Genomic DNA, 13,886 nt, shown 5'->3' on the forward strand with positions numbered 1-13,886 from the left:
AGCAACTGAACAAAATTAGTTTAATATACTGGATGTCGAGATTAACAAATTATAAGATTAATATTCTGTTACTTATACCCACAAAATTCTAATATCTAATATCTTGATACTTGTGTCTCTTTACTTATATAAGCTGTATTAATTAATTCGTTGAGGAAAAAGTAAATTAGTAAAAGTTGAAAGCTCCCAGTTAGACTAATTTCTAATCCTCAATTGCTTCTTCATCCAATAATATTTCTATATCCTGAATCAGCACTTGTTTTTCGATAGCCCGGCCAGTCGGGGTGTTGGCTAAACCACCTAATGCGGTTTCTTTGTAGCGGGTTTCTATGCTCTGCCCCACTTCGCCTAATGCCAGCACACATTGGTCTACGGGAATTACTGGGTTTACGCCAGCAATAGCAATTTGCGCCGACGAAAAAGCAATGGCAGCTGCACTGGCGTTGCGAACAATACAAGGTACTTCTACTAAACCAGCCACCGGATCGCAGATTAAACCCAACATGCATTGTATCGTAATAGCTACAGCGGCAAAAACTTGAGGCACGGTCCCGCCCAAGCAATAAACAACAGCTCCCGCTCCCATGGCTGCTGCACTGCCCGTTTCGGCTTGACAACCACCCACTGCCCCGGCCAGCGAAGCGTTTTGTTCTATAATTAAGGCTATACCGGCTGCTACCAGTAAACCTTCGTGAATTTTACGGTCGGGTAAGTGATGTAAATCCTGAAGGGTAGTTAATACACCGGGTAAAATGCCCGAAGCTCCGGCAGTAGGAGCTGCTACTATCCGGCCCATGCAGGAATTTACTTCTTTAGCGCCCAAGGTTCGGGAAATTAAAGTTTTAAACTCTTCGGATAAGGTAGTTACCGGTGAGGCTGCTACTTTTTTTGCCCCGTTGTTTACCATTCCCGACCGGGAAACCATATCGGCGGAAAGGCCAGTTTTTACTGCTTCCTGCATTACCTGATACGCACGGGCAATGTTTTGCCAGATAAATTCTTCGGTGCGGCCTTTCAATTCAATTTCGTAAGCCAATACCGGTTCGTACAAGGCTTCGCCCGTAGCGGTGCAGTGCTTTTCCCAGCTCTCAAAATCTTTAAAAAGCAAAGCCATTATTTAAAGTATTACGTTTTACGTGATAGGTTATACGTTTTTTCTTAAAAATACCTTTAAAAATTACTGCTACTGTAACTCTATTGGTGCTTAACAAGCTATGAAAATTAAGAAGAACAATGGAAATTAAAGTTCCGGTAACTTGCGTGAAAAGCATTACTCTCCTTAAATATAGTAAATCTGGAGCAGCATTCTGCTATTCTTCTCTTGCTATTTATAAGGATTTACAAAAGATAACCTATCTATTCTGCCTGCTCCGCCATTGTTACAGGCACTAGAAATTTTTCACCGGTGGTAAGGTTTACTTTTAACAGTTGATGGTGGTTGGTATCTGTAACCCACATTTTATTATTTATTAATTTTACATCGTTTGGTTCGTCTAAGCCGGCTATTACAGTTTGTACACGCTTACTTTCCAGGTTTAATACTTTTATTTTACCGTTATAGGTATCGGCAATGTATAACTGGTTCTGGTCAATGGTAAGCCCCATGGCATGCTGTAGTAAAGTGGTATCGGCATCGCCATCTACATCCCCGAAATCAAATAATCCGGTACCAATTAAAGTTTGTACCGTTCCTTTATTTAAATCTATTGCCCGAATAGCGCTAGCTTCGGCATCGGCTACGTACAATATACCTGCTTGCAAAGCAAAGCCACTAGGTTGATTAAAAGCGGCTTCCAAAAGAGTGCCATCCGCCAAAGCTTCGCGGCCTGTACCGGCAAACCGCTGCACTGTTTCCGTTTCCAGGTTCATTTTTAAAATCTGGTGATTACCGGCACTGGCAATGTATAGTATATTACCCTCCAGAACTAAATCCCAAGGGCTATTTGGGTTTACCGGTACATCCAAGCGTTCTTCAAAGAAATAATAATCTAGTTCTCCGTTTCCGGCCACCGTAGTTACCTCGCTGGTACTTAGATTTACTTTTCGGATTGCGTTATTTTTGGCATCTGCTACGTACAAGTGCTCGCCCTGCAAAGCAAGACCATGTGGTTCGTTAAAAGTTGCCTGGGTAAAATTACCATTAGTAAAGCCTCGTTCTCCTTTGCCAATTACCTGCAGAATCTTACCGTCCTGGTTTATTTTTAAAATCCGATGATTGCCGCTATCCGAGAGATAAATAGTACCATCTGAATCGGTAATTAACTTAGAAGGAAATTGTAGTATGCCCGAAGCTTGCTCTTCTGGCTGAAAAGGTAGAAGGGTTCGGTTAATTTTATCTCCAAAATTCTGAATTAAAAGGTCGATGTTGGGTTTTACTATATCATAAATACCTTCGCCTGCCCGCTGTCCAATTACTTTACCGGCCGGGTCAATTAAAACTACGGTTGGCCAGGCATTTACCGCATAATGTTTCCAGACGTCGAAACCCGCATCGTTTACTACCGGGTGCTTAATCCCGAATTTAAGAATTGCCTTGCGGATAGTATTATGTATTTTTTCGTTATCGAACTTGGCCGAATGCACCCCAATTATTACTAATTCTTCGGGATATTCATATTCCAGGCGATGTAAATCGGGGATAATATGTTGGCAATTAATACAACCTAACGTCCAGAAGTCGAGCAATAGAATTTTACCTCTAAAATCGTTAATAGAGTAAGATTTACCGTTGGTGTTGAGCCAACCATACTTGGTATTTATTTCAGGAGCATTTACACGACCAGTAATCATTCAATTATTGTTAGTTAGTAGTTGTTCGTTGTTCGAATAAAAAAATTTACTAAATATTATAAATTATACGCTAAACCACTTCTATCGAATAACTTACCATGTAATATGGCATAATATCCAGGTTAGTAGAACTAAAGCAAATTGCTAGTTGAACCGCACTTTCGTTGTAAAAGTTACAACTCTAGCATCGGATTTTTGTTTTAGTAATAACCAATCTTTAGGTGTAACTTTAAGTTTTTAATTAGTTAAACCTGGCAGTTAAGATGCGAACAAATGGAGAAAATAGCTGATAAAGCCCGTTTAGCGTAAACTCTAGAATGTAAGTTTCACGATGAGATTTAATTTAGGGTATGATTATTAAAATCTAATGCTGATTAGTTTTTTGTTATTGAACAACGCATAACTTACAACGAACAACTACTCATGAATCAACTATATTTATCTGACTTCGGTACAATTCTGCTTTTTCTAATTGGTGGCGGAATTTTTATTATGATTGGCCTGCTTACGGCCCGTTTCCTCCGGCCATCCAAACCTAATCCCGAAAAGCTATCTTCTTACGAGTGCGGCGAAGAAGCCATGGGTAGTTCGTGGGTGCAATTTAATCCGCGTTTCTACGTAATTGCGCTTATTTTTATCATTTTCGATGTAGAACTGGCTTTCTTATTTCCGTGGGCAGTGGTATTTGGGCAGCGCTCGTTAATAGAAGAAACTAATGGCTTGTGGGGATGGTTTGCTCTTACCGAAATGTTTATTTTCTTAGGCATTCTGGCTTTAGGTTTGGCTTACGCCTGGGCTAAAGGCCACTTAGACTGGGTAAAACAAAAACCCGTTATTCCGCAGAGTATTTCCAAAGTACCCGTTTCGGTTTACGCCAAAATAAACGCCCAACAGTACGAGGTGAAGAAACAAGTAGTTGAAGCAAAATAATTTAAGCTACCGCTAGTTTAAGATAGCTAAATGCATTTAATAAAAAATAAAAATGACAAATATACTTAGCAGAGAGAAAACCGGGGAAGGCAGTATTATTATAGGTAAGTTAGATGATTTTTTAAATTATGCGCGCTTGTCGGCTTTATGGCCTATGCAATTTGGGCTGGCATGCTGCGCCATTGAGATGATGGGAGCCTGGTCGTCGGCGTATGATATTGACCGCATGGGTGTTATTCCGCGCGCCTCACCACGCCAGTCAGATGTGATTATTATTGCTGGTACCGTTACTTTTAAAATGGCCGACCGCATTAGGCGTTTGTACGAACAAATGCCCGAGCCGCGTTATGTTATTTCAATGGGGTCGTGCTCTAATTGCGGTGGCCCTTATTGGGAACACGGTTACCACGTGGTAAAAGGCGTAGACCGCATTATTCCGGTAGATGTTTATGTACCTGGTTGTCCGCCCCGCCCTGAAGCTTTAATTGGCGGCTTTTTACAATTGCAGGAAAAAATCCGGAAGGAAAGCTTGCTCACCCCACCTAAAGCGGTGCAAAGGTTAATGAATCCAGCTATTATTGATAATCAGCAGCCCGCAGAAGTGTAACCATCAAATCATCAAAGATTCAATCTCTTAGACTTAAACGCACTACCCCTTAAGTTCTTGACACTAACATCCTAAGCCTTTTACTAAATAGAACTAGTATGTCTTTCGACGAAATTAAAAATATTATTACTGGCATTTTTGGCGATGATGTAATTGTACGAGAGAACCGCCAGGAACTAATGCCTTATTTGGTTATTCAAACAGACCAGATAGCCGATGTTTGTGCCGAATTACACGCAAATGAACAACTGTACTTCGACGTACTAGCTTGTCAAACAGGCATTGATAACGGTCCGGATGCGGGTACTATGGAAGTAGCTTATAATTTGTACTCCATTCCTTACAACCATCATATTTGCCTAAAGGTAATGGTGCCGCGCAATGCTGGAGGTGAGCTTTTACCCACAGTTCAAACGGTAAGCCACATCTGGCGCACCGCCGATTGGCACGAGCGCGAAATCTTTGACTTAGTAGGAATTCAGTTTTCGGGCCACCCGGATATGCGCCGAATTTTATGCGCTGCCGACTGGGAAGGACACCCGCTCCGCAAAGACTATGAAGCCCAGGAATACTACCACGGCATCCGGGTAGCCTTCGACGAGCATAACCGTAATAACGGTTTTAAAGGCGAAAACTGGCGAGAGAATTAGTAAATTTTGTATGACTGATTGAACACATCTCTATGCCCATATTTAAAGAAGACAACGGACAATTAAAGAAGCTCAAGATTAATTCTCTGACCAAAGAGAAAAGCCTGCAATTGTTAATAGAACAAAATCTATTAGAAGTTTTAGATATGCATCTATTAGCTAGCGAGTACTCTACCACTTTTGGCGGCCGGATTGATACCCTTGCTGTTGATATGAATGGAGCTCCCGTAATTATAGAGTATAAGTTAAACAGAAATGACAATGTTATTAATCAGGCATTATCTTATTTGCGTTGGCTCAAAGCCCAAAAAGTTGAATTCTTTGAAATGCTGGTAATAAGAAAATTAGGTAAAGAACTGGCAGATAACCTAAAAATAGATTGGCATAACCCACGAGTAATTTGCATTGCCGAAAATTACAGCAAGTTTGATATTGATACCGTGGAAGTAATTCCAATGCGTTTAGAACTTTTTAAATACCGTTATTATGAAAATGGTATTTTTAGTTTAGAATCGTTAAATACAAATACATCCAATAGTGAAAAGTCAGAAAATATCAAAGTAAATAATGTTTCGGAAAGAATAAGCCTCATTACCGAGGATACGAATAGTATCAATAATGGTCTTATAAAAGCTCCATCTTCTATCCAAAACCTTTTCGAAGAACTGCGTAGCAGGATTTTGCAAATAGATGAGAATATAATAGAAAAGAAAACCTCAATATACACTGCTTACAGGGTTTCAAAAAACTTTACTGAAGTACACTTAGGTAAACAGCAAATAAAATTATTTCTACGTTCTGTTAATTATGATGACCCATTAAATAAAATAGAGAAAATACCAGAAAGTTATCAATATACGATGGATCGCCGAGTTTATGTTAGGAATACAGATGATATTGATTATGTAATGAAGCTAATTGAGCAATCTTATAAGGATGTACTGTAAATCACATTTTAAAAAATACCATCCAGCAATTCAACCATACAATAATAAAAATCCGTGGACTATCATCCATGAATTTTAGACTAAAAAATGACTACCCGTTATACCGAATATTTACTGCAAGCCGAGCCAAATAAATTTGACGTTGCTGATTTAAAAGCCGGCGAAATGCTCCTGAATATGGGGCCACAGCACCCTGCTACCCACGGCGTTTTGCGGCTTGAACTTATTACCGATGGCGAAATAGTAGTGGATGTAGTACCGCATATCGGGTATTTACACCGTTGCTTCGAAAAACACGCTGAATCGCTGGCTTATAACCAGACGCTACCCTATGTAGACCGTATGGATTATTTGGCCGCTATGAACTCGGAACATGTTTGGTGCATGGGCGTGGAGAAAATGTTAGGTATAACCAGTCAGTTACCGAAGCGGGTAGAATATATCAGGGTGCTGGTAGCGGAGTTAAACCGCATTGCCTCGCATTTAGTAGCTATTGGTACTTACGCCATTGATATTGGTGCCTTTACCCCTTTTCTATGGTTACTCCGCGACCGGGAACACATCCAGCGTCTGCTCGAATGGACTTCCGGCTCGCGCATGCTGTACAATTATATCTGGATTGGCGGTTTGTACTACGATTTACCTATTGGTTTTGAAGAACGCTGTCTGGAATTTGTAGAGTATTTTTTACCCAAGCTCGAAGAATTAGATCAGATTTTAATTAATAATAAAATTTTTATTGATCGTACGGCAAATGTTGGGGTTTTACCATTGGATGTAGCTATTAATTACAGCTGTTCCGGGCCAATGCTGCGCTCTTCGGGTTTAAAGTTCGATTTGCGGCGTGTAGATGGGTATTCGGTTTATCCGGAACTGGAATTTGATATTCCGATAGGACAAGGTTTAGTAGGAACTACTGGCGATTGCTGGGATAGGAATTACGTGCGGGCCCAGGAAATGCGCGAATCGCTCAAAATTATTCGTCAGTGTCTGAAACGCCTGACTACTGATTATAAACGTACTCCGGATTTTGATCCACAGGCCATGTGCCCTAAAAAAATCCGGCCGAAAGAACAGGAATTCTATTTCCGGGCGGAGACCCCACGCGGTGAGTTAGGTTACTATTTTCGGACTACCGGTAAATCGGACATTCCTTTCCGGTGCAAAGGCCGTTCACCTTGTTTTTCTAACTTGTCGGTTTTACCCGAAATTGCCAAAGGCTGTATGGTAGCCGATTTAATTGCCATTGTGGGTTCGATTGATATTGTATTGGGTGAGCTTGACCGGTAACCAATTGTCTTTTACAAGATTTTCGCGAAAGTATCAAAATGTCCTGCTTTGAAGGGAGATAATTTGTGAAATACGGCTAAATACCAAACGCCAAACAGGTGTTCCATAACCAAACGGCTGTAGTTTGTCCTTAGCTACTTGACTCGGTCAAATACTTGTTGGTAGATCTGCCTTATTCCAATGTGTATAAAAAAAAAATACCCGGGCAGTGCAGTGGCCCGGGTATTTTTTTACAAAAAAGTAGATACAACTTAAAGTTCTTTAATTTTTACATTCCGGAAATAAATAGGAGCACCAGCGTGCTTGCCTTGTAAACCTACGTACCCTTTCAACGGCAAAGTAGCTAATGGCTTGTTTAACCACGAAGGTATTTCGGAGCCATCCGGATTTTTTTTAGGGTCAGTCCATTGGTTCATATCAATTTCGTTTACCAATTCGCCGTTTAATATTACCCATATTTTTTTGCCTTTGCAGGTAACGGTGTAGTGGTTCCACTCTCCTGTTTTTTTTACATTACTTTTTTTAGGAGCCAGACGGCCGAAAATGGCGCCGCACTGCCAGGTTTTAGGGGCTTTCGACCATTCTTCGCTGTAATCATCGGCAATCTGAATTTCTACACTGTTCGGAATCCAGTTTTCAAGATCGGTGGCATGTACTACTACGCCGCTGTTGGTGCCATTGGCGGTTTTAAATTCCAGGTCCAGAATAAAGTCGTTGTACTCTTTATTCGACCAGATGCTATTGTCTTCGGTGGCGGTTAAAACACCGTTTTCAAATGACCAAACGTTATCGGGCTTAATGGCATTGGTTAAATCCGGTTGAAACAAATCACGCCAACCAGCTTTTTTAGTGTTGGGGTGGGTTTTAGTGCCTTCCTGTGCTTGCGCAAAAAAGAAAATGTTTAAAAAAAAGAGAGCAGAAAATAGCTTTTTCATTATGCGGTAATCTTTAAAATATAAGGGGGTATTCATTAATCTAACACTAAAAGCGATGCAGCTGAGTTTTAATAAAGTGTTATAAAAAGAAAGCATGAAAGAATATTACTTTCTTTCATGCTTTCTGCTAATCAATTTAATACAAAATAGAATTAATTATTTGGATCATCGGGGTTTTTAGCGGCTTTAGAAGCTGAATCGTTGTTACTACCGTCTAAAGAATTAATCCAGGCAGCAATTTTCAATGCATCACCCCGCGATACTTGCGGCATGGGCGGCATTTCGGTGGCGTATTCCGGCCAGTTTTGTGGCTCTGGGTTGTGAATTAACTTCACAATGCGCTCATTGGTGTATTTGCGCTTAGCTACGTCTTTGTAAGCCGGACCTACCTGTCGTTTATCCGGATTGTGGCAAGCCAAACAGTTGTTTTTCTGTAAAATAGGCTTAATCTGATCGTAAGTAAGTACTTGTTGCGACCCCGGCACGCTGCCTTTGGCCACAATACCAGTACCTTTGGCACTACCTTTTACGCCACCTTTAGCTGCCGTCTTATTGTTGTTTTTTAAACCGCTTTCTACTACCGCAGATTGTAATTTGAAATTAAACCGGTCTTCCATAATCTCGGTAGGAACCGTTTTCATGGCTACCGATTTACCGGAGTTTTTAGTGCTGGCTTGCGCTAAAGGTAATTTAGCGCCATCCGGAATGTTGTTCAGCGTATAAAACGCATTGGTGTGCAACAGCGGCGAAGATTTTTCTTTATCCCGTACACCTTCTAAGGAAATGTTATGCACGTAGGCTTCGCGTAAACCATCCACAATAATGCGGGCTTTTAACCCATCTTCGGATACTTTAACACCTTTTACTTTTGGGTTCTCGATGTTAACCGGTGGGCTACCATAAACCGGGTGGTATTTATAGGTAAAGCTTTCTACGGCGTAAGAAGCTACATCTTCGGCTGAGCTACGGTCAACGGGTTTGGTAAATTCAATTTCAAAACCATCGGGCATGGCGCGTACATTCAGCATTTCGAAAGGCATTTGATTATTCCATACTAACCGCTGCAAACCTTGATTTTCTTCGCCCGCAGAACCCCAACCACGGTTGGTTTCCCCTACGAACAAGGAATTATCTGGTCCCCAAGCTAAACGCATTACGCCTGATTGGAAATCATTCCGGAACTCGATAGCCGCGCCTTGGAATTCGCCTTTTACTTTCTCCATCATTACCCGCGAAATTTTGCTTTGTCCCTGGTCGCCGATTAAGATCTGACCCGCAAACGGACCAAAAGCACCTTCCGGAATTTTCACCATTTCGGAGTTAGAAATACCTAAAATGGTGTGCGGCAATATTACTGATTGTAATTGCAGCTCCGGGAAGTCCTTTTTTAATTCCGCTTTGGTTACAAACTTTTCGTCTACTACGTTTTCTGGTTTAATAGCCCGGTTGTTGGCATCACGCTTATCGCGTGGGTCTAACTTGGCATTAAACTGCTCGGTAGTGTATTTCACCGGCGAACCTGGTAAGCCAGTCCATTTTAAACCAGCCGGGTGACCCGCGAAAATTCCTTTCTTCACGTGCCAGATACCACCCGAACCAACGTATTCGCCTTGATTATCGGAGTAAAACAACTCCCCGTCGATCATGCCTAAACCAGCCGGCGAACGCATACCGGTAGCCCAAGGCTCTACTTTACCTTCCGGGCTTATCTTTAAGGTCCAGCCGCGCCACGGCACCCGGCTTTCACCGCGCCACCATTGCTCATCCCCGAAGGCTACGTTACCAGTCACGAAGAAAGAGCCATCCGGTGCAATTTTCGGCCCGAAGGAATACTCGTGGTAGTGACCAGATAAAGGCCAGGCGTAAACGGTTTCAAATACATCAGCTTTGCCGTCTTTGTTAGTATCTACCAGTTTGGTAAGCTCGCCGCGTTGCGCGCAATATAGCGCTCCGTCTTTATAAGCTAAACCTAATACCTCGTGTAAACCAGAAGCAAACTTCCGGAAATATGGCCGGGCACTGGTGGGGTTTTCCACGATAAAAATATCACCGCGGCGGGTAGAAATACCTAAATCTCCGTTTGGTAACATGGTTAAACCACCTACCTCCAGGATAGTACCTTCAGGGGCACTCACCTTCATTATTTTATAAAAATCTTCTTCTTTGGGGGCGTTCTGGGCCTGAGCCGAAGAAACATTGGCTAAAGAAAAAGCACCCAGCAATAGCGGCAGAGCCGTGCGGCGCAAAAATTTGTTTCGGATATATTTATTAGAATACTTCATAAGTACAAAATTTTAAAAACTAGAACAGGATAGAATAGCCAACTTTCCCTTTTACCGGCACCACTAATTCTTTGCGGCCATCGGCATCGCGTACTACTGGTTTCGTACCTTTTGCATCATCTAAACGCAGGTAATAAGCTTTACCATCTACCACGTAGGCCCCGTTGGATTTGTCTTCTTCAATAGTAGAACCTTCGGTTAAGCGGGCGTATAAGTCGCCACCTGCTGGGTTTTGTACAGTAATTTCCCGGTGAATGCCCTGGCCATTATCCAGCACCCGGATGGCATCTAATACAGTAGCACCGTAGATGCGGTAAGTAAAAGTAGGCTGGTCATTTTCGTCGAGGGTATAGCCTTTCGGGCGGAAGCTGGTGCCGGCACTATCGGCAATCCAGGCAGCTTGCGCGGAGCCTAATTTAGCCAAGGTAAATTTGGGCATACCAAAACGCTGCACCATTCCTGTGGGGCGAGAAGATCCATCGCCGCGATCGTGCCACATGGGGGTTGCATCCAAGAAGTTGCCGCGCCACACTTGTATAACGGCTCCTTTATCCATATCATAAGTGTAATGAACTTTTTGCGGACTACCTACCGACACGGCGTGTACCACCCGGGTACGTGGCTGGCCCGGTATATCCATGAAGCTGCGCAAAATGGTATTGGTAGGAGCCTCTACCAGAATAGGATCAACGGGGTTGTTTCTCCGGGAATTAGCTTGTTCTTGCGGGGCAGCAGGCAAGTTAGAGATAGTGATATTCCGGAATGCGATAGCACCGTGATCGCCCTGGAAGCGCAAAGGGCCAGTAGCTTTTTCGTCGTTACCCATAGCACCGCGGGTTGGTCCTAACAGCTCTAAGTTTTCGTGAATTAATACACCGTTTAATTCTACGCGTAACATGCGGGCATTTTCGGTTTTCTTACCGCTGCCATCGAATTTAGGAGCCTGAAAAGTTACTTTTAAATGTTGCCATAAACCAGGCGCCCGGCTGGCATTCTGACGCGGGGCATATCCTTCATAACCTTTCTGGCCATCGGGCTTGCTTTCGTTCCAGCGTTCATAAATACCGCCGTTATCGCTGGCTTTAGGAGTTTTTACGCCCCAGCTATCCAGTAATTGTAACTCGTAACGGCCTTGCAGGTAAATACCCGAATTAGAACCTTTGGCCATCATGTAATCTAATTCCAGTTCGGCATCGCCGTGTTCGGCATTCGTGTACAGATCCGCGCCGTGATTTTTTTTGTCTAATACATTTACTAAAACTCCCGTTCCTTTAGAAGTAGAGAGCGTATTGTCTTTGCCCAAATTGGCTGATACATCTCCTACAATCTGCCAGTTTTTAGAGGGACTTTTAAAAGCCGAAAGATCGGTAAGAGGCATGGTACCCGACTGACTGTTAGCAGCCGTTTGCGCCTGCAGGTAAAGAGGAGCCAGAAAACCGGCGCACAGAAGTGCTGCCATTTGCCGCATACTCTTCACTGAAATGTTCATTGTCATAATAAAGAAAGGATTAATTTGAATATATACTTAAAAGACTTTGAGCCCTGAAATTAGGCTTTTATCGTGAAACAACCTGTATGAAAAGTTTTTTAGTTGAGGGTAGTAGATAATTGATGCAAGTTTTAAAAGCACTTTGGCAGTAGAGGCTAAATAAAAATTCTTAATCAAGAATTTTTATTTACCAGTCAGATTAAGTTATAATTCATCTGAAATCTGGTAGTAGCAATAGTGAATATAGAAAAATACAACCTTAATAATTAAACTCTTTTTCTTTGATGAAATTGCAATAGACATATAAAATAAACAAAGAAGATATGCCTTTTATTTTAGTAAAGAGGCCATCTTCTTTGTTTACTGGTTTACATTTTACTATTAGTTAAAGCCGAAAAATTAATAACCAGTGTTCTGAACCAGGTTCGGGCTGTTCTGAATTTCAGGTATTGGAATCGGGAACAAAAGATGTCTTTCCTGTAATGGGAAACGTCCTTGATTCTGGTGGCCTACAAATTCATCAAATTGATTGGTGGTTTCGTTGTACACCTTACGCAACCGGACCATATCAAACCAGGTAATTTGTTCGTAGGCCAATTCGTGCCAGCGTTCCCGCCAAACTGCTTCCCGGAAACTAGCTTGAGTATAGGTGCCTATGTCGGGCGTAGTTAATTGCGCCCGGTCCCGGATTCTTTTAAAAGCAGCGTAGGCTTCCGGAGTAGGACCACCTAATTCATTCTGCGCTTCGGCGTACATTAAAAGCACTTCGGCGTAACGAATAAGTGGTACGTTCAGGTTATTGTTACGGGAACCAGCTACACCATTAAAACCACTGGAAGTAGTATTAAAATGTTTAAAGATGTAAGGTGCGCCTAACTCAAATGGATCACCGTTTCCATTGGTGTAATAACTGGTGTAAAAATAGCCTTCCTGGTTCTTAGCCCGCAGGTCGCCTGGTTCATAAGAGTTATAGAATTCGCGGGTAGGAATAGTGCTACCCGTACCACCCGGACCAGCGTAGGTAACCGGTTTAAAGTTCGGGAACATGTTTTCCATTGGGTTACCAGCTACCAGCGTATTGTACTGAATCATGAAGATATGCTCCAATTTGTTTTCAGTACTTTCTTTATGCACATCCATGTAAGTTGGAAAGAGGTTAATCTCTCCGGGATTAGCATTAGCATAAGTAATTACCTCAAAAGCTTTGTCGGCCGCTAACTTATAGTACTCAGCACCTTTGTTTAAAGGATAACCTGCCATAGTTAAGTAAACCCGGGCTAATTCTGATTTTACCGCAGCCGTAGAAGCCTTACCACTCGCGTCCATCCAAGGTAGGCCTGCTGCTTCGGCTGCTTTTAAATCCTCAATAATTAAGTTATAAACCTGTTCCTGGGGAGCCCGGGTCGGGAAGAAGTCTTCTGACTCTATAGTTTGTGGTTCCGTAATTAAAGGTACATCGCCCCACAACCGTACCGCATTAAAATACGCCCAAGCTCGCAAAAAGCGGGCTTGCCCCAGTACTCTGCTTTTTTGACCTTCGTCCATAGGGGTGATACTCGGAACTTTGGCCAGCAACAAATTAGCGTTGGCAATGATCCGGTACATGCCGTTCCACCAGTTAATGATGTGCTGGGTATTGCCATCATAAACTAACGAGTACAAGTTGTTTAAATCGGAGTTCTGGGCAGTTTCAGTGGTAGAAGTGCCCGTAGGAGCTTCTAATAATTGCCACGACGACGAAAAGATACCAGCTCCATCGTAACCTAACCGTAAATCGGCATAAACAGCAACTAAAGCGGCTTCGGCGTGATCCGGAATGGTATAAAAGTTATTGGGAGTTAAGTTGGAAGGTGGTTCTTCTTCCAGGAAATCTTTACAAGAAGTAGGTCCAAGCAAAATAGCACCCAGTAAGAAAGCCGTGCTTACTTTTTTAAATATTTTCAACTTCATAGTGAATCTCTTTTTA

General features: G+C 42.3%; 11 protein-coding genes. 5 read left to right on the forward strand and 6 right to left on the reverse strand.

Annotated elements, in window-relative coordinates:
• Positions 1–202: 202 nt before the first annotated feature.
• Both sdaAA and HUW48_RS23020 read right to left on the reverse strand, forming a co-directional pair.
• Positions 203–1,114: an L-serine ammonia-lyase, iron-sulfur-dependent, subunit alpha gene (sdaAA, locus tag HUW48_RS23015; RefSeq protein WP_182413163.1), complete on the reverse strand. Its 912-nt coding sequence runs from the start codon at positions 1,112–1,114 to the stop codon at positions 203–205.
• Between the two features lie 242 nt (positions 1,115–1,356).
• Positions 1,357–2,790 carry a thioredoxin-like domain-containing protein gene (locus HUW48_RS23020; protein WP_182413164.1) on the reverse strand — a complete coding sequence of 478 codons (1,434 nt, stop codon included), beginning with the start codon at positions 2,788–2,790 and terminating at the stop codon, positions 1,357–1,359.
• A 423-nt stretch (positions 2,791–3,213) separates the two neighbouring features.
• On the opposite strand from HUW48_RS23020, the gene HUW48_RS23025 reads away from it, so the two are divergent.
• The 5 genes from HUW48_RS23025 to HUW48_RS23045 all read left to right on the forward strand — a co-directional run bounded on the left by HUW48_RS23025 (position 3,214) and on the right by HUW48_RS23045 (position 7,214).
• Positions 3,214–3,720 (forward strand): NADH-quinone oxidoreductase subunit A, encoded by a 507-nt coding sequence (locus HUW48_RS23025; RefSeq protein ID WP_182413165.1) that lies wholly within the window; start codon positions 3,214–3,216, stop codon positions 3,718–3,720.
• Positions 3,721–3,772: 52 nt separating this feature from the next.
• The gene (locus HUW48_RS23030) at positions 3,773–4,327 is read left to right on the forward strand and encodes an NADH-quinone oxidoreductase subunit B (protein ID WP_182413166.1); all 555 of its coding nucleotides are present in this window, start codon (positions 3,773–3,775) and stop codon (positions 4,325–4,327) included.
• Positions 4,328–4,425: 98 nt separating this feature from the next.
• Positions 4,426–4,977 carry an NADH-quinone oxidoreductase subunit C gene (locus tag HUW48_RS23035; protein ID WP_182413167.1) on the forward strand — a complete coding sequence of 184 codons (552 nt, stop codon included), beginning with the start codon at positions 4,426–4,428 and terminating at the stop codon, positions 4,975–4,977.
• A 32-nt stretch (positions 4,978–5,009) separates the two neighbouring features.
• The gene (locus HUW48_RS23040; RefSeq protein ID WP_182413168.1) at positions 5,010–5,924 is read left to right on the forward strand and encodes a DUF5655 domain-containing protein; all 915 of its coding nucleotides are present in this window, start codon (positions 5,010–5,012) and stop codon (positions 5,922–5,924) included.
• An 87-nt stretch (positions 5,925–6,011) separates the two neighbouring features.
• Positions 6,012–7,214: an NADH-quinone oxidoreductase subunit D gene (locus HUW48_RS23045; protein WP_182413169.1), complete on the forward strand. Its 1,203-nt coding sequence runs from the start codon at positions 6,012–6,014 to the stop codon at positions 7,212–7,214.
• Between the two features lie 251 nt (positions 7,215–7,465).
• On the opposite strand, the gene HUW48_RS23050 is transcribed toward HUW48_RS23045, so the two are convergent.
• The 4 genes from HUW48_RS23050 to HUW48_RS23065 all read right to left on the reverse strand — a co-directional run bounded on the left by HUW48_RS23050 (position 7,466) and on the right by HUW48_RS23065 (position 13,870).
• Positions 7,466–8,149, reverse strand: a complete 684-nt coding sequence (locus tag HUW48_RS23050; RefSeq protein WP_182413170.1) for a 3-keto-disaccharide hydrolase — start codon at positions 8,147–8,149, stop codon at positions 7,466–7,468.
• A gap of 152 nt (positions 8,150–8,301) precedes the next feature.
• Positions 8,302–10,431, reverse strand: a complete 2,130-nt coding sequence (locus HUW48_RS23055) for a c-type cytochrome (RefSeq protein ID WP_182413171.1) — start codon at positions 10,429–10,431, stop codon at positions 8,302–8,304.
• A 19-nt stretch (positions 10,432–10,450) separates the two neighbouring features.
• Positions 10,451–11,926: a 3-keto-disaccharide hydrolase gene (locus HUW48_RS23060; protein ID WP_394368429.1), complete on the reverse strand. Its 1,476-nt coding sequence runs from the start codon at positions 11,924–11,926 to the stop codon at positions 10,451–10,453.
• 393 nt (positions 11,927–12,319) lie between these two features.
• Positions 12,320–13,870, reverse strand: coding sequence for a RagB/SusD family nutrient uptake outer membrane protein (locus HUW48_RS23065; protein WP_182413172.1), 1,551 nt, complete (start codon positions 13,868–13,870; stop codon positions 12,320–12,322).
• Positions 13,871–13,886 lie beyond the last annotated feature (16 nt).

It is taken from the genome of Adhaeribacter radiodurans, from assembly GCF_014075995.1.
GTDB lineage: Bacteria > Bacteroidota > Bacteroidia > Cytophagales > Hymenobacteraceae > Adhaeribacter > Adhaeribacter radiodurans.